The organism is Alistipes onderdonkii, from assembly GCF_025145285.1.
In the GTDB taxonomy this organism is placed as follows: Bacteria; Bacteroidota; Bacteroidia; order Bacteroidales; family Rikenellaceae; genus Alistipes; species Alistipes onderdonkii.
In genome coordinates, this window is the sequence record NZ_CP102251.1 from 1,248,570 (window position 1) to 1,267,722 (window position 19,153).

Genomic DNA, 19,153 nt, shown 5'->3' on the forward strand with positions numbered 1-19,153 from the left:
CGCCATGAAAGAGGACACCCCTTTCCGGATCGCGTTCTGCGTGCTGTGCCACAAGTACACGCCCGTGCTGGCGGAACTCGTGCACCAGCTCGATGCACCCGGCAACGGGCTGTTCATCCATGTGGACGGCAAGGCGGACATCGGGGCCTTCGCCGCACTCGGCAAGACCGGGCGCGTTTGTTTCGTCGAACCGCGTACGAAAGTCTACTGGGGCGGATTCGGCATGGTAGAAAGTACGCTCCGGCTTTTCTCGGCGACACGCGACGGGGGTTTCCGTTACGTCGTCCTGATTTCGGGCGACACCCTGCCGTTATACCCTGCCGAAACGATACGTACGGTACTCCGGGAAGCCTATGCCCGGGGACGGCAGTTCATTTCGGCCAATCCGTCCATCACCCCCGAAGAGGCCGACCGGATACGCCGGAGGAGGTTCTGCCCCGACAAATCGACCTTCGCCCGCCGCTTGCTGCGGATCGCCATGAAATGCACCATGCGTGCGGACAACCCTTTTTTCGACCGGCTCCCGCCGCTGGAGAAAGGCAGCCAGTGGATTGCGATTACGGATCGTATGCGCGATTTCATCTTCGATTACCTCGCTGCACACCCGGACTTTATCCCTGCATTTCGGTACAGCCATGCAGCCGATGAAATGTTCTTCCATACGCTGCTCGGCGACTCCCCATTTGCCGGGTACAACGCGAATTATTCGCTTGTCCATGCCGACTGGTCGCACCCCGGGGCACACCCGAAAACATTGTCCACAAGCGACTTGTCCCAACTGTCCGTGCTCAAGTCGAGGGGGGGGGAAATTCCCCGCTTTTCGCCCGCAAGTTCGACGACGGGCTGGACATCGCCCGCTACCGCGAAATCCTGTTCGGGCAGGGAACTAAGGCTGCACGGTAAGGGCACGATGAGAAACAGTTGTTAAACCACGAGAGATATGGCAAAGAAAAAAGAACCGGCCTACGCCGAGGCGATCGCCGAGATCGAGAAAATCCTCGCCCGCTTCCGCAGCGAAGAGATGGATGTGGACAGCCTCGCCGCCGAGGTGAAACGCGCCACGGAGCTGATCGCAAGCTGCAAAGCGCGCCTGCACAAGGCCGAAGAGGAAGTATCGAAGATTCTGGAATGACGATGAAAAAACTGATCAAATGGACGCTTAACCACGTGCCACGGCCGCTCCTGCAACGCATCGCGGGCTGGGCCGTGCCGATGGCGGGCCTGTTTTACAGGGGACGCGGCGCCGAGTGCCCCGTATGCGGAGCCAAATACCGGAAATTCCTGCCCTACGGCTACGTGCATACACGCGCCAATGCACTCTGCCCCAAATGCCTGTCACTGGAACGCCACCGGCTGCTGTGGCTCTACCTCACGCGCGAGACTGACCTGCTCAAATGCTATCCCCGCACGCTCCACATCGCGCCCGAGGTCTGCATCATGCGCCACCTGAAACCCCATTTTGCGGGGCATCCGGGGCAATACGTCACGGCCGACCTCGAAAGCCCGCTGGCCGACCTGCATTTCGACGTACAGCAAATCCCGCTGGCCGACGATTCGGTCGACGTCATCCTCTGCAACCACCTGCTCGAACACGTCGCCGACGACCGCAAGGCGCTCGGCGAACTCTACCGCATCCTCAAACCCGGCGGCTGGGGCATCCTGCTCTCGCCCGTGGAGGCGGATTACGAACAGACCTTCGAGGATGACACGATCACCGACCCCGACGAGCGCACGCGCATCTTCGGGCAATACGACCACCGCCGCATCTACGGCGCGGACTACACAGACCGGCTGCGCGCCGCGGGCTTCGAGGCCGCGGATATCGACTACGCCGCGAGCTTCACCGACGCAGAGCGGAAACTGTACGCCCTGCCCGCGGATCACATCTACGCCGTCTATAAGCACTGACCCGGCAACCGGACACGGTGCCCGCAGCCTCGCCCGGCAGCCTGGGACGCCCGGGGTGTCTGAAGTGTCCGAGGTGTCCGAGGTGTCCGGAATATTTTCCGGGGTTCCCTGCTTAGGCCGAAACGCACGGCAATGCGGGCCCCGTCAGTAGAGGAAAAACACGATCCCGATGAAATGCGCCACGACCGCAAGGTTGATCAGCAGATGCCATACCATGTGGTGGTAGCGAAACCCCTGCCGGGCATAGAACCAGGCGCCGAGCGTGTAGAGCACGCCGCCCCCTGCGATCAGCACCAGCAGCGCCGTCGAGGCCTGCCGCACGAAAAGCGGCAGGAAGAAGATGATCGTCCACCCCATCACCAGATAAATCGTCAGGCTGATGGCCGGGATCGAGTTGCGCGACAACGACTTGTAAAAGATGCCGAACAGCACCATCGCCCACTGCAGGATGGTGATGAATATCCCCTGCCAGCCGCCGATGACCGACAAGGCGATCGGGGTGTAACTGCCGGCGATCGCCACATAGATGAAGATATGGTCGAGGATATGGAAAACGGCCTTGTGCTTCGACGCCGGGTTCATCGAATGGTAGAGCGTCGAGGCAAGGAACATCAGGAAGATCGAGATCACGAAAATGCTCACCGAAACCGATGCCGTAACCGGGTTGGGGTCATGCACGTAGGCCCACACGGCGGCAAACGGGAGCGCCACGAGAGCCACGAGCGACATCACTCCGTGCGTAACCGTGTTGGCGATCTCCTCGCCCACGGTCGGAATATAAACATCCTTTTTATTTGCCATAACGCTGTGTATTGGTCTGACGTGCCAAATTTATGAAATTTTTTCATATCTTTGCCAGCAAGGTTAAGCGGTTAGGCAAAAATGGACTTTTCACGGTATGAAAATCTCCGCACGCTCGTGCGCGCGAACTTCTCGGAGCAGACCCGGGCCCTCGTCGACGAGGCGCTCGTCTACGCCGACGGGAAGCTCACGGGCCTGTGCCGCTATGACGGCACGCCGCTGCTCGACCATGCCGTAGCCGTGGCTATGGTCGTAATCTCGGAAGTGGGCCTCGGCCGCAACTCCACGGTCTCGGCCATCCTGCACGACGTGGTGCGCCTGGCCCACAAGCAGCTCCCCGCCGAAGAGTTCCTCGCCCTGACCGCCGACATCCGCGACCGCTTCGGCGAACAGGTCGTCGGCCTCACAATGGGCCTTGCGAACATCTCCGAACTGAAACTGAAGGTCGCCAAGGAACAGGCCGACAATTTCCGCGACCTGCTGGTTTCCTATTCGGAAGACCCGCGCGTGATCCTCATCAAGCTGGCCGACCGGCTCGAAGTGATGCGCTCGCTCGAAATGTTCCCGCGTGAAAAATGGCGCAAGAAGAGCTGGGAGTCGATGAACCTCTACGCCCAGATCGCCCATAAACTGGGTCTTTACAGCCTCAAGAGCGAACTGGAGGACATCGCACTGAAATACCTCGAACCCAAGGACTACGAACATATCGTCACCAAGCTCGAAGAGAGCGCCGAGGAGCGCAGGGCTTTCATCGCGCGGTTCCTGGTGCCCATCGAGGAGAGGCTCGGCAAGCTGGGCATCAAATACCACATCAAGAGCCGCACCAAGTCGATTTTCTCGATCTGGACGAAGATGCACAAGCAGAACGTCCCGTTCGAAGGGGTCTACGACATCTTCGCCATCCGCATCATCATCGACTGCGACAAGGAACAGGAGAAACAGCAGTGCTGGACGGCCTATTCCATCGTCACGGATTTCTACACGCCCAACCCCAACCGCATGCGCGACTGGATCTCGATCCCGAAATCCAACGGGTACGAATCGCTGCACACCACCGTGTCGGCCGGCGGCCGGTGGGTCGAGGTGCAGATCCGCACCGAACGCATGGACGCCGTGGCCGAACGCGGCATCGCGGCGCACTGGCGCTACAAGGGGGTCAACCAGGGAGCCCAAACCAGCGAAATGTGGCTGGGACGCCTGCGCGAACTGCTCGAGGACACCACGCATTCGCTGGCGCAGCGCTTCGACGCCAAGCCGGCCTCGGGCGAGATCTTCGTCTTCACGCCCAACGGCGACCTGCGGAAATTGCCCGAGGGGGCTTCGCTCCTGGACTTCGCGTTCGACATCCACACCTCGCTGGGTTCCACGTGCGTGGGGGGCAAGGTCAACAACCGGGCGGTCTCGATCCGCGAACAGCTCCACAACGGCGACATCGTCGAAATCCTGACCCAGAAGAACCAGACGCCCAAGTCCGACTGGCTCAACTTCGTAGTCACGTCGAAGGCCCGCAACAAGATCAAGTCCTACCTGCGCGAAGAGCAGGCCAAACATACGCGCATGGGACGCGAAGAGCTCGAACGCAAGCTCAAGAACTGGAAATTCACGCTGACCATCGACGAGGCGGTGGCCTACCTGGTCAAATACTTCAAGGTTCGCACCGGCACGGAGGTTTACGCACTGATCGCCACGCAGAAAGTCGACTTGGGCACGATCAAGGAGATCCTCGCCCGCCATATTTCGGGTGAGGCCGACGAACAGCGCCGTGCCGCCGCGGCCGAAGCCGAGCGCAACAAGGTGCACAACGTCAAGGAGAGCACCGCGCCGCAGGACGCGCTGGTGATCGACGACGACATCTCGAAGATCCAGTACAAGCTGGCCAAATGCTGCAACCCGATCAAGGGCGACGACGTTTTCGGGTTCGTGACGATCAACTCGGGCATCACGATCCACCGCAACGACTGCCCCAATGCCAAGCGCATGCGCGAGAACTACCCCTACCGGGTTATCGAAGCGCGCTGGCGTTCGACAGCCGAGGGTGCCTTCCGCGTCTCGATCCGCATCGTGGCGGCCGACACGACGGGCATGGCCAACCACATCACCGAGGTCATCAGCCGCGACCTGAAGCTCAACATCCGCTCGATCAACTTCTCATCGCTCGCCAACGGGTGCATCGGGGGCACGGTGAGCGTCGAGGTGCCCGGCGCGGGCGTCGTGGACACGCTCATCCACTCCATCATGCGGATCAAGGGCGTGCAGCGCGCCTTCCGTATCAACAACTGATTCATACCACAATTTTACCCACATAAAAGTAAATGAATAACAACTCTATCAGCGTCGTATTTGCCGACTCGTCACACGCGCACTACGCCCAGCGTATCTGCGATCTGATCTACGAGTCGGCATTGCAGCGTGGCACGGGCATCGCCAAGCGTTCGCCCGAATACATCGCCGCAAAAATGACCGGTGGCAAGGCCGTCGTGGCGCTGGACGGTGAGAAACTTATCGGTTTCAGCTACATCGAGTGTTGGGGACACGGCGATTTCGTCGCGACCTCGGGACTTATCGTCGACCCGGAGTACCGCCATATGGGACTCGCGGAGCAGATCAAGCGACGAACATTCGAGCTGGCCCGACGACGATTCCCGTACGCCAAGTTATTCAGTATTACGACGTCGCTGCCCGTGATGAAACTCAATTCGCGCATGGGCTACACTCCGGTAACCTTTTCCGAGCTCACCGAGGACGAGGAGTTCTGGCGGGGTTGCCAGGGGTGCTGCAACTACGACATCCTGCAACGCAACAACCGGCGCATGTGCCTCTGCACGGGTATGCTCTACGACCCTGCCAAGGAACCCCCGCAGGTACAGTCGCGCATGGCGCCCTACGTCATGTTCTTCAAAAACAAGTTCAAAAAATTATTCCACCTGAAATAAACAAAACGATATAAGAAAATGGGAAAGCAAAAAGTAGTTCTGGCATTCAGCGGAGGTCTCGACACCTCGTTCTGCGTGAAATACCTCTCCGAGGATAAAGGGTACGATGTCTATACGGCCATCGCCAACACGGGCGGCTTCTCGAAGGAGGAGCTTGCGAACATCGAAAAACGCGCCCTGGCGCTGGGCGCCGTGAAGCACGCCACGCTCGACATCGAGCAGGAATACTACGAAAAGAGCATCAAATACATGATCTACGGCGACATCCTGCGCAACGGCACCTACCCCATTTCGGTCAGCTCGGAGCGTATTTTCCAGGCCATCGCCATCATCGAATACGCCAAGTCGATCGGCGCCGACTGCGTGGCCCACGGCTCGACGGGCGCCGGCAACGACCAGGTGCGCTTCGACCTGACGTTCCAGGTGCTCGCTCCCGAAATCGAGATCATCACCCCGACGCGCGACATGACCCTGACGCGCGAATACGAGATCAACTACCTCCGCGAGCACGGCTTCGAGGCCGACTTCAAGAAGATGGAATACTCGATCAACAAGGGGCTCTGGGGCACGTCGATCGGCGGCAAGGAGACGCTCCGCTCGGAGCAGACGCTGCCCGAGCAGGCCTACCCGAGCCAGGTTACGGCCCACGCCGAGGAGCGCCTGAAGATCACCTTCCACGAGGGTGAGATCGCCGCCGTGAACGGCAAGCCCTACGCCGACAAGGTCGAGGCCATCCGCGCCGTCGAGGCCATCGGTTCGAAATTCGGCATCGGCCGCGACATGCACATCGGCGACACGATCATCGGCATCAAGGGCCGCGTAGGCTTCGAGGCCGCCGCCCCGATGCTCATCATCGCCGCACACAGGATGCTTGAGAAACACACCCAGACCAAATGGCAGATCTACTGGAAAGAGCAGGTCGCCAACTGGTACGGCATGTTCCTGCACGAGGCGCAATACCTCGAACCGGTGATGCGCGACATCGAAGCGATGCTCGCCTCCTCGCAGCGCAACGTCACGGGTACGGTCGAGCTGATCCTGCGTCCGTACAGCTACACGCTCGTGGGCGTCGATTCGACCTTTGACCTGATGAAGACCGACTTCGGCGAATACGGCGAGGTCAACAAGGCCTGGACGGCCGACGACGTGAAGGGCTTCACGAAGATCCTCGGCAACCAGATCAAGATTTACCACAACGTCCAGAAACGCAACAAGAAATGATCCGGATCGGCATCATCGGAGGCGCCGGGTATACCGCCGGCGAACTGATCCGCCTGCTGCTCGCCCACCCGCAGGCCCGAATCGTCTTCGTCCACAGCACGAGCAACGCGGGCAACCGCCTGGCCGACGTACACGGGGGACTGGAGGGCGACACCGAAATGCGTCTGAGCGACGCATACGACCTCCGGGCCATCGACGTGCTGTTCCTCTGTTCGGCACACGGCGAGAGCCGCAAATGGATGGAGGCGAACACAGTACCCGCAGGCGTGAAGGTCATCGACCTCGCGCAGGATTTCCGCGACGAGAGCGACGGGTTCGTCTACGGGCTCCCCGAGCTGAACCGCGACCGTATCCGCACGGCACAGCGCGTCGCCAACCCGGGCTGCTTCGCCACGGCGATCCAGCTGGCACTGCTCCCGCTCGCAGCGGCGGGACTATTGACGGACGAGGTGCATGTGACGGCCGTGACCGGCTCGACGGGCGCGGGGGTGAAGCCCTCGGCCACGACCCATTTCAGCTGGCGTTCGGACAACATCTCGGTCTACAAAGCCTTCACGCACCAGCACCTCGTGGAAATCGGACGCAACCTGCGGCAGCTGGAACCCTCGTTCGACCAGGCGGTGAACTTCGTGCCAATGCGCGGCGATTTCACGCGGGGCATCCTGGCAAGCGTCTACACCGCCTGTCCGCTCGATGAAGAGGCTGCGCGCAAACTCTACGCCGACTATTACGCCGCGGCAGCCTTCACGCACGCCACGACGCGCAACATCGACCTCAAACAGGTCGTCAACACCAACAAGGCGCTCGTGGGCGTGTCGAAATACGGCGACAAGCTGCACATCGTCTCGGTGATCGACAACCTGCTCAAAGGCGCTTCGGGACAGGCCGTGCAGAACATGAACCTGATGTTCGGGCTCGACGAAACCGCAGGGTTGCGACTGAAGGCAAGCGCCTTTTAAAAAGCGCCTTGCACCCAAAGCCGCCTTTTTGCGGCAAAAAACGACAGGCAATTCCGCGTTGCCGTTCGAGGAGGGAACCCGGCGGGATAAAGGCCGGGCGTCAAAAAAAGCGGGGGGGGGCGGTTTGCCCGCAAGCCCGCGAAGGCGCCCGTTTTAGCGCAGCCTTCCTGCCGCCCCGCAGAGAACGACATGCGGATAAAAACTTTACACAATGACACTATTCAACGTATATTCCTTATATCCCGTAGAGCCCGTCCGGGGCAAGGGCTGCCTGGTCTACGACGCGGCAGGCACCGAATACCTCGACCTCTACGGCGGACATGCCGTCATCTCGATCGGCCATGCCCAGCCCGACTACGTACGGGCAATCTCCGAGCAGGCCGCACGGCTGGGGTTCTATTCCAACTCGGTCGAAAACTCGCTCCAGACCACGCTGGCCGAAAAGCTGGGCCGCGCATCGGGCTATGACGATTACAGCCTCTTCCTCTGCAACTCGGGAGCGGAGGCGAACGAGAACGCCCTGAAACTGGCCTCGTTCCACACCGGCCGCACGAAGGTGCTGGCCTTTTCCAAGGCATTCCACGGCCGTACCGCAGGCGCCGTCGCCGCAACGGACAACCCCGCGATCTGCGCCCCCTTCAACCGCACGGCCAACGTGGAATTCGTACCGCTGAACGACCTCGCTGCCGCGCGCGCGAAACTCGCCATGGGCGAGTTCGCAGCCGTCATCATCGAAGGCATCCAGGGCGTGGCCGGCATCCACTGTCCCACGGACGATTTCCTGCGCGGACTGCGCAAGGCGGCGACCGAAACCGGCACGCAGCTTATCCTCGACGAGATACAGTCGGGCTACGGACGCACGGGACACTTCTTCGCCCACCAGGCAGCCGGCATCCGCCCCGATCTGATCACCACGGCCAAAGGCATGGGCAACGGCTTCCCGATCGGCGGCGTGCTGATCGCGCCCCATTTCGAGGCGCGCCCCGGGCTGCTGGGCACGACCTTCGGCGGCAACCACCTCGCCTGCGCGGCGGCCATCGCCGTACTCGACGTGATGGAGCGCGACGGGCTCGTCGAGAACGCCGCCACGGTCGGCGAATACCTGCTCGGGGAACTGCATAAGACCGGCGGGCTGAAAGAAGTCCGCGGCCGCGGACTGATGATCGGCATCGAAATCGACGGTTCCGGCGCGGAGTTCCGCAAGCGGCTGCTTTTCGGGAAACATGTCTTCACGGGCGGGGCAGGCGCCTCGACCGTGCGGCTGCTGCCGGCACTGTGCCTCACGCGCGAACATGCAGACCGGTTCCTCGACGCATTCGATGCGACGCTCCGCGGGAAATGAGTAATCCCGCTCCCCATCGCGGCAAGACCCCTTAGCGGAGGGGATTCAGCGGAGGGCAGACTCGTACACGCGGTGTTCCGCCGCGGACGAAAGCCCCCGCAAGCAACACGACGGATAAAACAAACTAAAGCCAAAACAAAAACGACATGCATAAATTTACCTGCGTAGCAGACATCGGCGACCTGCCGACAGCCGTCGCCGAAGCCATGGAGATCAAACGCGACCGGTTCCAATTCACGGGGCTCGGCCGCAACAAAACCCTGCTGATGCTGTTCTTCAATTCGAGCCTCCGCACGCGGCTCTCGACGCAGAAGGCGGCGATGAACCTCGGCATGAACGTCATGGTATTGGACGTCAACCAGGGCGCCTGGAGGCTCGAAACCGAGCGCGGCGTGGTGATGGACGGCGACAAGGCCGAACACCTGCTCGAAGCCATCCCCGTCATGGGATCGTACTGCGACGTGATCGGCGTACGGTCGTTCGCCCGCTTCCACGACAAGGCCGAAGACTACGAGGAACGCGTACTGGAACAGTTCATCCGCTACTCGGGGCGCCCCGTATTCTCGATGGAGGCCGCCACGCGGCACCCGCTGCAAAGCTTCGCCGACCTGATTACCATCGAGGAGTACAAGACCACGGAGCGCCCGAAGGTCGTGATGACCTGGGCACCGCACCCCAACGCCCTGCCGCAGGCCGTGCCCAACTCATTCGCCGAGTGGATGAACGCCGCCGGCTACGACTTCGTCATCACCCATCCCGAAGGCTACGAGCTCGCCCCGCAGTTCGTCGGCAACGCCCGCGTCGAATACGACCAGCGCAAAGCGCTCGAAGGGGCGGATTTCGTCTATGCCAAGAACTGGGCGGCCTATGCCGACCCCGATTACGGGAAGGTGCTCAGCCGCGACCGGAGCTGGACGGTGGACGCCGAAAAGATGGCGCTCACCCACGACGCCTATTTCATGCACTGCCTGCCCGTGCGGCGCAACATGATCGTCACGGACGAAGTGATCGAATCGCCGCGCTCGCTGGTGATCCCCGAGGCCGCCAACCGCGAGATCTCGGCACAGGTAGTACTCAAAAGGTTGCTGGAGGGGTTGAAGTGATGGAAAAAATCACGGTAGTAAAGATCGGGGGCAACGTCATCGACGACCCCGCGGCCCTGCGAGGCTTCCTCGCGGACTTCGCCTCGCTGCCCGGGGCGAAGATCCTCGTCCACGGAGGCGGCAAGCTCGCCACGCGCCTCGCCCAGAAACTCGAACTGCAGGTGCAGATGGTCGACGGGCGCCGCATCACCGACAAGGGCACGCTCGACATCGTGACGATGGTCTACGCCGGGCTGGTCAACAAACAGCTCGTCGCCGGGCTCCAGGCGGCCGGATGCAATGCACTCGGGCTGTCGGGCGCCGACGGCAACGCCGTCATGGCGCGCCGCCGCGCACCCGAACCGATCGACTACGGCTTCGTGGGCGACATCGAAAGTGTCAACCACACGCTGCTCGGGGAACTTCTCGGGGCAGGCGTCACGCCCGTATTCTGCGCCATCATGCACGACGGGCAGGGCACGCTGCTCAACTGCAACGCCGACAGCGTGGCTTCGTCCGTGGCACTCGGCGCCGCCCGGATCGCCCCCACGGAGCTGGTCTTCTGCTTCGAAAAAAACGGCGTGCTGCACGACCCGGACGACGAGACGACGCTCATCCGCGAAATCACGGCCGAGTCGTACGCCGCGCTCAAAGCCGGCGGCATCGTCAGCAAAGGGATGATCCCCAAGGTCGAGAACGCACTGAAAGCCGTTGCCAACGGCGTGCGGAGCGTCACGATCAAACACTCGGAGAACCTGCTGAACGACACCGGAACGGTAATCAGGTAATACGCCCGATCCTTGTGGCCGCACGGCCACAGGGAAACGGACAGCCAGCTCACAAACGACATGGATGCAAAAACCAAGGAAGCCATCGACCTGCTCAGGACGCTGATCGCAACGCCCTCCCCGTCGCGCGACGAAAGCCGCACGGCCGACCTCATCTTCGCCTACCTGGCGGAACACGGCGCGGTACCCGAAAGACTGCACAACAACGTCTTCGCCCGCTCCGCAGGCTTCGACCCGGCGCGCCCGACGCTGCTCCTGAACTCCCACCACGACACGGTACGCCCCGCAGCCAGCTACACCCGCGACCCGTATGCCCCGACCGTCGAAGGCGACCGCCTCTACGGCCTGGGGAGCAACGACGCCGGGGCTTCGGCGGTGAGCCTCACGCAGACTTTCCTGACGCAGCGCACACGCCCCCTGCCGTTCAACCTCCTGCTGGCGCTTTCGGCCGAAGAGGAGTGCATGGGCGAGCACGGTATGCGCACCCTGCTGCCGCAGCTGGGACGGATCGACATGGCAATCGTGGGCGAGCCCACGGGGATGCAGGCCGCCGTCGGCGAACGGGGGCTGGTCGTCCTCGACTGCGAAGCCCGCGGCAAAAGCGGCCATGCGGCCCGCAACGAGGGCGTCAACGCGCTCTATATCGCACTCGACGACATCGCCCGCCTGCGCGACTTCCGCTTCGACCGCCGCTCCGACCTGCTGGGCCCCATCGGCATCGCCGTGACGCAGATCGCGGCCGGCACGCAGCATAACGTCGTTCCCGACACCTGCCGTTTCGTGGCCGACGTCCGCACCACGGATGCCTACACCAACGAGGAAACGGTCGAAATCCTGCGTCGGGCACTGCGCAGCGAGGTGACGCCCCGCTCGACACGCATCCGTGCCTCGGCGCTCAACGCCGCCCATCCGCTCGCACGGGCGACCGCCGCCACGGGGCGCGAAAGCTACGTATCGCCCACCACGTCGGACATGGCGCTGATGCCTTTCCCGTCGCTCAAGATGGGGCCGGGGCAATCCTCGCGCTCGCATACGGCCGACGAATTCGTGTTGCTTTCGGAGATCGAAGAGGGCATCGGAATTTACGAAAAATTCATAAAACAACTGGCTGAAATCCTCTGATGCCCGCGGCAGGAGGCTGCAACCCCGCTGCGAAAGAACCCCCTCCGAGGCAGATGGCAGCCCGGCAAACGCGGCGCACCGCCGCAAGCCGACGGCCGACGGCAATAGGGAGCCGGAACAAAGAGAGAAACGAATATACACAATATGGCAACGAAACTTTGGGACAAGGGCTTCGAGCCCGACAAGATGATCGAGGAATATACCGTCGGCAACGACCGCGAACTGGACATGCGGCTTGCGCGCTACGACGTCCAGGGCTCGCTGGCGCATATCGCCATGCTCGAAACGATCGGGCTGCTGACGGCCGGCGAACTGGAAAAGCTGACGGCGGGACTGAAAGAGATCGCCGCCGAGATCGAGGCCGGGCGCTTCGAAATCGAACCCGGCACCGAGGATGTCCACTCGCAGGTGGAGCTGATGCTCACCCGCCGCCTGGGCGATGCCGGCAAGAAAATCCACTCGGGCCGCTCGCGCAACGACCAGGTGCTGGTCGACCTCAAACTGTTCCTGCGCGACGAACTGCGCCAGACCGCCGAAGCCGTAAAAACGGTCTTCGACCGCCTGCAAACGCTCAGCGAACAGTACAAGGAGATACTGATGCCGGGATACACCCACCTTCAGATCGCCATGCCTTCGTCGTTCGGCCTGTGGTTCGGCGCCTATGCCGAAACGCTGGTGGACGACATGCGGCTCTTCGCCGCGGCATGGCACATCGCCAACCAGAACCCCCTCGGCTCGGCCGCCGGGTACGGCTCGTCGTTCCCGCTCGACCGTGAGATGACCACGCGCCTGCTGGGTTTCGAAGCGCTACACTACAACGTCGTGGCGGCACAGATGAGCCGCGGCAAAAGCGAACGCACCGCCGCCAACGCCATCGCGGCCGTCGCTGCGACCATCGGCCGCATGGCGATGGACGTCTGCCTGTTCATGAGCCAGAACTTCGGCTTCGTATCGCTGCCCGACAACCTCACCACGGGGTCGAGCATCATGCCCCACAAGAAGAACCCCGACGTCTTCGAGATCATGCGCGGACGCTGCAACCGCCTGCAATCCGTACCGAACGAGATCGCCCTGCTCACGGCGAACCTTCCCGTCGGCTACCACCGCGACATGCAGTTGCTCAAGGACATCCTGTTCCCGGCGACGACCGAAATCAAACGCACCCTCTCGATGTGCGACTTCATGCTCGCGCACCTGAAGGTCAACACCGACATCCTCAACGAGCGGAAATACGACTACCTCTTCACGGTCGAGGACGTCAACCGCCTCGTACTCGCAGGCGTCCCGTTCCGCGAAGCCTACAAGCAGGTGGGCATGGCCGTACAACACGGCCGGTACCGTCCGACGCGCGAGGTTCACCACACCCACGAAGGCAGCATCGGCAACCTCTGCACCGCCCAAATCCGCCGGAAGATGGAGCGCGTGATGTCCGAATTCGAATAACCGGACTGCCCTGCCATACCGAAAAAAGGATGCCCGAAAGGCATCCTTTTTTCATTCACCGATCCGCTACTCAAGAGGCTTATACATATCCGGCAGGTCGTCCTCGAAAAGAACCTTATCCTTTCGGGAAAAATCCAGAAAATCCTTTTCGGAATAGCATCCGCGGAAAGCGCTGAAATAGTGGCCGCCGTTTGCAGGGAAATCGCCGTTGCGCCACAACAGCACAAACGAAACAGGCTCATTCTCGATAATCTTGTAGAGCATCGACGTCCACCATTTCTTATTGTAGTAGTCCGAATCCTCGGGGTTGTTGTTCTCAAGTCCCGTTTCGGTCAGCGCCAACGGCTTGTTCTTCGTATAGGCGATATTCTTCATCAGGCGGATCATCTGCAATCCCTTATGGTCGTAATCCGCACCGTTGCGGTCGTAAGCATCGAGTCCCAGAATATCGACCCATTCGTCACCGGGCCAGTATTCGAGATAAGCGTCGCGCGAATTGAGATGGATCATATCGGGCGAATAGGCCCAAATCAGATTATGCAGCCCCTTTTCATCCCGCAGGTACGAAATCGTAAACTGCCACAGGGCGATGAACTCCTGCGCCGTCGCATTTCCCTTGCCCCACCAGAAACCCGAGCCGGTATGCTCATGCCACGGACGGAAGATCAGCGGAATGGGTTCGCCTTCGGGCGATTTCAGGCTCAGCATGAAATCGGCGACCTTGTCGAGCCAGCCTTTGAACTTTTCATGGTTCTCGCCGCCCGGGATGATCGAATAGACAGCACGCGTCCCATCCCATGAGTTTCCGCCCGAGACGGGATTGGCACAATGCCACGAAATCGTATTGACGGCTCCGCGTCCGAAAGCCGCGATGATGTGCTTGCGTACTTCGGTGAACAGCTCGCCGTCGATATTGGTCTCCATGTCCAGCTCGATGTTGGAAAGTTCCCAGCCGCAGACTGCCGGATGGCTTCCCGTCAGGTATTTCGTGTCGGAAAGGTCGGTGTCGTCACCGGCCCACCACTTCCTGTTGTTATCCAGACCGTACAGGGTCGGTATCTGATGACCGAACATCGTTCCCCGCTCGGCCAGCACGAACAGATTTTCGTAAAGAGTCCTGGTAATGGCCGTGGCACCGGCATCGACCATGGTCTTAGGCCCTTCGGGATATCCCGAAGGAGCGCGGCTCGGCACACCGTTCACCTCGGAACATCCGAGACTGAGGACAACAGCCATGCAGGCGCACGCAGAGAACAGCAAATTCTTTTTCATGTCGTTTTGAGTTTTAGGTTGAATTTATACGGATATTTTCTTCTGGGTGTAGAACGTCTTGAACACACTGGGAGTCAAACCCTTTCCCTTCTTGAATATCCGGTTGAAGTTCGAAAGGTTATTGAATCCGCATTTGTAGGCGATCTCCGAAATGTTTTTGGTCGGGTTTTCGATCAGCATGCGCGAAGCCGCTCCCAACCGGATATCGTTGAGCAGATTCACGAAGCTCTTTCCGGAGTGCCGTTTGATGAAACGCCTGAACGTTGGTTCGCTCATGTTCACGAGGGCCTTGACCTCCGCAACGGATATATCCCGGTGGAAATTATCGTTCAGGTACTGCATCACCTTCTGGATGCGCGGCATGTCATAGTTGACGTTGTTCTCTATCGACACGGAACGCTGGGCGAGGATATGGTAATCGCTCTCCCGTGCCAGACAGTTGAGAAGCATCAGGAAGTTAAGCACCGAATCGAACCGGTCTCCGCTGCGTATCAGGTTTTCTATGATCGGCTCGACACGGGAGACCGTCTCTTCGGAGAATGCGATACCGCGGCGTGCATACTCGAACATCTTCTTGATCGGATAGAATTGTTTCCTGTCGATAAACCCCGATTCGAACAGATTGGGAGAAAACTGCACGCAAATTTCATGGATATCGGCATTCCTCGAAAAATTGCCGTTCAGCCATGCGTGCTCAAGGTAGGAACCCGTGATCAGAACCAGATCCTTGTCGGATATTTCACGGACGGAGTCGCCCACGATGCGGGTCGCCCCCCGTGCCCCGCACACAAGGTTCAGCTCGTACTCCTTGTGGATATGTACGGGGAAGCAGAATTCGCGTTTGTAACGGTCGAACACGACGAAGCAATCTTGCCCTGAAATAGGCGGTATCTCGGTCAATATGTCAGGATTGGGCATAACGAATCTTTATTTCGGCCGGGAATCGGCCAGCGGATAAAACAGAATAAAGACGCATGTCCCCAGAGCGGCCAAAGCCGGGAAGATGCTTTGCAGACAGCCAATAACTGTAAGCGCAGCCGGCGACTGAACGGTATTCGCTTCGAATCCAGACAGCGACAGTATCCACGCCGTAGCGGCGCTTCCGACCGCCCAGCCCATCTTCTGCGCCATCGAATAGGAGGAGAATATCAGCCCCGTATCCCGACGGCCCGAACGCTGTTCGGCATAGTCCGCCGTATCGGCGGACATGGCCCAGAGCAGCGGAAGTACCCCGCCGACACTCAGGCTGATGAGCGCCTGCGCCAGAAACAGCAGGGAATAACCTCCCTGACGCACGAAATAGAAGGCGAAACTAAAAACGGCCGTGAGCAGCAAAGCGCATACCAGCGTCCGCCGGCGGCCGAACCGATCCGCAGCGAAGGGAATCAGCACGATGCCCGCAATATTGAAAAGCTGCCCCACAGCGAGGAACAGAGCCGATCCGGTCAGGGCAACCCCTGCGAACGACATCGTCCCGACAGTTTCGCCAGCCACGCAATACTTGAAGAAATAGATCGTACCGCTCTCCCGGAACGCATTGAACACCTGAAGGCATACGGCAGCACCGGCAAGGATCAGCCACGGCTTGTTGTGTAGCAGGTCGCGCAGCGAGCCCAATACCGGATGCCGTTCCGTCCGCACGGGCCGGATCCGCTCCCGCGTCGTCGCGAACGTCACAAAGAACAGCAAGACGGCCACAACGGCCACGACGGCGACCGCCGCGGTCCAGCTCCCCGATGAACCCGCCCACGGCCGGAAAGCCTTCACCAGCGCTTCGACTGCCAGCACGACCACCATACTGCCTGCGGCGGCAAAGGCCATCCTGAACGCGGCGAGCACCGTGCGTTCGTGCGGATCTGCCGACATGACACCGAGCAGTGCGGCATAGGGCACGTTGACCGACGAATAGACGATCATCATCAGCGAATAGGTCACGGTCGCATAGACCACCTTTCCGCCGGAACTCCACTCCGGCATATAGAAAGTCAGGATGCCCAATACCCCGAAAGGCAGGGCACCCCACAGCAACCACGGCCGAAAGGTTCCCCAACGGCTGTGTGTGCGGTCACACAGAAGCCCGACGACGGGATCGAGCAGTGAATCCCAGATCCGCGTCACTAAAAACAGGACGCCGACCACCCATGCGTCGATGCCGCTGATGTCCGTATAGAAGAACATCAGGTAGACGCTGAAGAGCTTCCACAGCATCGAAGACGCCGTATCGCCGAGTCCGTAACCAATCTTTTCCCCAAGACGCATGGCCATACGCTATCGTTTGGTTATCCGGGCAGCGAAACCGTCTCCGGGGAACATCTTCACATCGAACGATTTACCGGGAGCCAGCAGGAACTCTTCCCGGACAAAGTCCCGGGCGATGCGCGCCGCATTCTCTCCGTCGCGGAACAGCTCCACCGCATACGTCCCTTCGGGCAGCAACGAGAGATCGACCCGGATCGAACGTCCGTCCCAGCCGGCAAGTCCCCCGACATACCACACGTCGCCGGAACGGCGCATCGTCACGATATGGTCGCCGACCTCGCCGGACAGCACCTCCGTCGCATCCCAGACAGTAGGCACGCCGGAGATGAAGCGCAGGCATTCGGGCTCCCGTTCGTAAGCCGACGGGGAATCGCACAGCATCGCGAGCGGAGCATCGAACACGACATACTCCGCCAGCTGCCGGCAGCGGGTTCCCTGACTCATCGGCTCGGAATTCACCGGCCGGAAATTCGCTTTCGCGGCATTGCGCATGGCGCCCTGCGTGTAATCCATCGGCCCGGCCATCATCCGTATGAAGGGAACCGTCACGTCATAGGTGACCTGATCGACCTCGACGGGCGACCATTTGACTTGTTCCAGCCCGTGCACGCCTTCGAAATTGATGACGTTGGGATACGTCCGCTGAATTCCCGCAGGCTTGAATATGCCGTGCAGGTCGAGCAGCAATTTATACCGTGCGGCCGTACAGGCGGCATCGTAAACGAACCGAACCATCTGCTGATCGTCCCTGTCCATGAAATCGACTTTGAATCCCTTGATGCCCATTTCGGAATAGTGTTCGCAAAGCTCTTCCATATGTTCGGCAAAGGGAAGGTAACCGAGCCAGAGGATCAGTCCGACACCCCGTTCTTCCCCGTACTTCACCAATGCCGGCAGGTCGAGTCCGGGGGCGGTCTCCAGCGGCGAATGGTGATCTCGGCTCCAACCGTCATCCAGAACGAGGTAGCGCAGCCCGTTGCGGGATGCGAAATCGATGTAATGCTCATAGGTGGGCTGGTTGATTCCCGCCGCGAAGTCCACACCGGAAAGTCCCCAGTCGTTCCACCACTCCCACGCGGCCTTGCCGGGTTCGATCCACGAAATATCGTCGAGCCGGCAGGGAGAAGCGAGTTTCCATACCAGATCGTTATCGGCCAGCCGGGTATCCTACCGCACGATACTGAGCGCCCGCCAAGGCAGCCGGCATCCCGGCGCGACGGATGCTATGAACGGCTCATATTCTTCGACCACTCCTTGCATGCGGTCGTAACCGCCTGGTACGACCTTCCGCGGACAAGGTGCGAAAACACCTTCGAGTTCATCCGCACCGCTTCGGTGCAGGAACATGCCCGGATAGGACTCGAGGTCGGCCTCCGTAATGCAGACGTTCATTCCCCCGGCCGTCTGTACGAGCAGCGGCAGGAACGCCAAGCGGGCGGAGTCCATTTCGCATAGCGGCGTCCGGGTATAGGTATTCTCGAACGATTGCATGAACTGCTCGCCGAAAGCCAGGCCATCGTGTCTGTAAGGGGTGTCGCGCACATAGGGCACGAATGCGACGGCCCCCGGGGCGAACCGGAACCGGGCCTCTTCACCCGCGACGAGCACTTCGCCGGATTGCCGCGCGACGAAGCGGTAGGCCACCGCATCGTCATAGGCCCGGAACTCCAGCGAAAATCCCTCCCGGAAATCGATCTCGATCCCATTGCAGCGATCTTCTACCTTCCGCTTTTTATAAATAGGTGCATCGTGTACCGCGTCGATCCGGTAGCGCCTCACTCCGGCCACCCGGCTCCGTTCGCCCCAGCATTCACCGGAAACGAGCCTGACAGCCAAGGGCGAAGGTGTCAAAATCTGATTTGTATCCGATCGAACGGAATATACGATTCGATCACCACATCCGATCGTGACGGTCAACGAACAATCGGGTGATTGAATCGTATAAGTTTTATCCCGACACAAAACGGCACCCGGTAGCAGAACCAGAAGCAGAAAAAACAGGGAGAAATTTCTCATAGGCCTA

At 60.5% G+C, this 19,153-nt stretch carries 16 protein-coding genes and 1 pseudogene; 12 read left to right on the top strand and 5 right to left on the bottom strand.

Annotated elements, in window-relative coordinates:
• Positions 1–4 precede the first annotated feature (4 nt).
• Genes NQ559_RS05325 through NQ559_RS05335 form a run of 3 tightly spaced genes read left to right on the top strand, consistent with a single transcriptional unit; the run spans position 5 to position 1,908 of the window.
• Positions 5–928, top strand: a complete 924-nt coding sequence (locus NQ559_RS05325) for a beta-1,6-N-acetylglucosaminyltransferase (RefSeq protein ID WP_022332110.1) — start codon at positions 5–7, stop codon at positions 926–928.
• Positions 929–940: 12 nt separating this feature from the next.
• The gene (gene xseB / locus NQ559_RS05330; RefSeq protein ID WP_018696481.1) at positions 941–1,132 is read left to right on the top strand and encodes an exodeoxyribonuclease VII small subunit; all 192 of its coding nucleotides are present in this window, start codon (positions 941–943) and stop codon (positions 1,130–1,132) included.
• Between the two features lie 2 nt (positions 1,133–1,134).
• Positions 1,135–1,908, top strand: coding sequence for a class I SAM-dependent methyltransferase (locus NQ559_RS05335; protein ID WP_026318485.1), 774 nt, complete (start codon positions 1,135–1,137; stop codon positions 1,906–1,908).
• A gap of 144 nt (positions 1,909–2,052) precedes the next feature.
• On the opposite strand, the gene trhA is transcribed toward NQ559_RS05335, so the two are convergent.
• Complete coding sequence (trhA, locus tag NQ559_RS05340) at positions 2,053–2,709, bottom strand: PAQR family membrane homeostasis protein TrhA (RefSeq protein WP_018696483.1); 657 nt, start codon at positions 2,707–2,709, stop codon at positions 2,053–2,055.
• A gap of 81 nt (positions 2,710–2,790) precedes the next feature.
• Here trhA and NQ559_RS05345 point away from each other — a divergent pair, with 81 nt between their 5' ends.
• The 9 genes from NQ559_RS05345 (at position 2,791) to argH (ending at position 13,599) form a co-directional block, all read left to right on the top strand.
• Positions 2,791–4,989, top strand: a complete 2,199-nt coding sequence (locus NQ559_RS05345) for a RelA/SpoT family protein (protein WP_018696484.1) — start codon at positions 2,791–2,793, stop codon at positions 4,987–4,989.
• Between the two features lie 32 nt (positions 4,990–5,021).
• Entirely contained in the window at positions 5,022–5,642 is a 621-nt protein-coding gene (locus tag NQ559_RS05350; protein ID WP_018696485.1) for a GNAT family N-acetyltransferase, read from the top strand.
• Between the two features lie 18 nt (positions 5,643–5,660).
• A complete protein-coding gene (gene argG / locus NQ559_RS05355; protein WP_018696486.1) occupies positions 5,661–6,863 on the top strand; it encodes an argininosuccinate synthase in 1,203 nt (400 codons plus the stop codon).
• Positions 6,860–7,822 (top strand): N-acetyl-gamma-glutamyl-phosphate reductase, encoded by a 963-nt coding sequence (gene argC / locus NQ559_RS05360; RefSeq protein ID WP_018696487.1) that lies wholly within the window; start codon positions 6,860–6,862, stop codon positions 7,820–7,822. Before argG ends, argC begins: the two co-directional genes overlap by 4 nt.
• Before the next feature lie 211 nt (positions 7,823–8,033).
• Complete coding sequence (locus NQ559_RS05365) at positions 8,034–9,164, top strand: aspartate aminotransferase family protein (RefSeq protein WP_018696488.1); 1,131 nt, start codon at positions 8,034–8,036, stop codon at positions 9,162–9,164.
• Positions 9,165–9,310: 146 nt separating this feature from the next.
• The gene (locus tag NQ559_RS05370) at positions 9,311–10,267 is read left to right on the top strand and encodes a Rossmann-fold NAD(P)-binding domain-containing protein (RefSeq protein ID WP_018696489.1); all 957 of its coding nucleotides are present in this window, start codon (positions 9,311–9,313) and stop codon (positions 10,265–10,267) included.
• Positions 10,267–11,034, top strand: a complete 768-nt coding sequence (gene argB / locus NQ559_RS05375) for an acetylglutamate kinase (protein WP_018696490.1) — start codon at positions 10,267–10,269, stop codon at positions 11,032–11,034. The genes NQ559_RS05370 and argB overlap by 1 nt, the downstream gene beginning before the upstream one ends.
• A 60-nt stretch (positions 11,035–11,094) precedes the next feature.
• Positions 11,095–12,156 carry a M20 family metallo-hydrolase gene (locus NQ559_RS05380; RefSeq protein WP_018696491.1) on the top strand — a complete coding sequence of 354 codons (1,062 nt, stop codon included), beginning with the start codon at positions 11,095–11,097 and terminating at the stop codon, positions 12,154–12,156.
• 144 nt (positions 12,157–12,300) lie between these two features.
• Positions 12,301–13,599 carry an argininosuccinate lyase gene (gene argH, locus NQ559_RS05385; RefSeq protein WP_018696492.1) on the top strand — a complete coding sequence of 433 codons (1,299 nt, stop codon included), beginning with the start codon at positions 12,301–12,303 and terminating at the stop codon, positions 13,597–13,599.
• Between the two features lie 66 nt (positions 13,600–13,665).
• Here the strand turns inward: argH and NQ559_RS05390 are convergent, their stop codons facing one another.
• The 4 genes and pseudogenes from NQ559_RS05390 to NQ559_RS16080 all read right to left on the bottom strand — a co-directional run bounded on the left by NQ559_RS05390 (position 13,666) and on the right by NQ559_RS16080 (position 19,146).
• Positions 13,666–14,871 (bottom strand): glycoside hydrolase family 26 protein, encoded by a 1,206-nt coding sequence (locus tag NQ559_RS05390; protein ID WP_018696493.1) that lies wholly within the window; start codon positions 14,869–14,871, stop codon positions 13,666–13,668.
• Positions 14,872–14,895: 24 nt separating this feature from the next.
• Positions 14,896–15,789 (bottom strand): AraC family transcriptional regulator, encoded by an 894-nt coding sequence (locus NQ559_RS05395; RefSeq protein WP_018696494.1) that lies wholly within the window; start codon positions 15,787–15,789, stop codon positions 14,896–14,898.
• Between the two features lie 9 nt (positions 15,790–15,798).
• Entirely contained in the window at positions 15,799–17,136 is a 1,338-nt protein-coding gene (locus NQ559_RS05400) for an MFS transporter (protein ID WP_026318487.1), read from the bottom strand.
• A 3-nt stretch (positions 17,137–17,139) separates the two neighbouring features.
• Positions 17,140–19,146 (bottom strand): annotated as a pseudogene (locus tag NQ559_RS16080) (retaining alpha-galactosidase).
• Between the last annotated feature and the right edge of the window lie 7 nt (positions 19,147–19,153).

Bases quoted from the DNA above. Each gene is read 5' to 3' on its own strand.
- NQ559_RS05325 (WP_022332110.1), top strand. From the start codon at position 5: ATGAAAGAGGACACCCCTTTCCGGATCGCGTTCTGCGTGCTGTGCCAC.
- xseB (WP_018696481.1), top strand. From the start codon at position 941: ATGGCAAAGAAAAAAGAACCGGCCTACGCCGAGGCGATCGCCGAGATC.
- NQ559_RS05335 (WP_026318485.1), top strand. From the start codon at position 1,135: ATGAAAAAACTGATCAAATGGACGCTTAACCACGTGCCACGGCCGCTC.
- trhA (WP_018696483.1), bottom strand. From the start codon at position 2,709: ATGGCAAATAAAAAGGATGTTTATATTCCGACCGTGGGCGAGGAGATC.
- NQ559_RS05345 (WP_018696484.1), top strand. From the start codon at position 2,791: ATGGACTTTTCACGGTATGAAAATCTCCGCACGCTCGTGCGCGCGAAC.
- NQ559_RS05350 (WP_018696485.1), top strand. From the start codon at position 5,022: ATGAATAACAACTCTATCAGCGTCGTATTTGCCGACTCGTCACACGCG.
- argG (WP_018696486.1), top strand. From the start codon at position 5,661: ATGGGAAAGCAAAAAGTAGTTCTGGCATTCAGCGGAGGTCTCGACACC.
- argC (WP_018696487.1), top strand. From the start codon at position 6,860: ATGATCCGGATCGGCATCATCGGAGGCGCCGGGTATACCGCCGGCGAA.
- NQ559_RS05365 (WP_018696488.1), top strand. From the start codon at position 8,034: ATGACACTATTCAACGTATATTCCTTATATCCCGTAGAGCCCGTCCGG.
- NQ559_RS05370 (WP_018696489.1), top strand. From the start codon at position 9,311: ATGCATAAATTTACCTGCGTAGCAGACATCGGCGACCTGCCGACAGCC.
- argB (WP_018696490.1), top strand. From the start codon at position 10,267: ATGGAAAAAATCACGGTAGTAAAGATCGGGGGCAACGTCATCGACGAC.
- NQ559_RS05380 (WP_018696491.1), top strand. From the start codon at position 11,095: ATGGATGCAAAAACCAAGGAAGCCATCGACCTGCTCAGGACGCTGATC.
- argH (WP_018696492.1), top strand. From the start codon at position 12,301: ATGGCAACGAAACTTTGGGACAAGGGCTTCGAGCCCGACAAGATGATC.
- NQ559_RS05390 (WP_018696493.1), bottom strand. From the start codon at position 14,871: ATGAAAAAGAATTTGCTGTTCTCTGCGTGCGCCTGCATGGCTGTTGTC.
- NQ559_RS05395 (WP_018696494.1), bottom strand. From the start codon at position 15,789: ATGCCCAATCCTGACATATTGACCGAGATACCGCCTATTTCAGGGCAA.
- NQ559_RS05400 (WP_026318487.1), bottom strand. From the start codon at position 17,136: ATGGCCATGCGTCTTGGGGAAAAGATTGGTTACGGACTCGGCGATACG.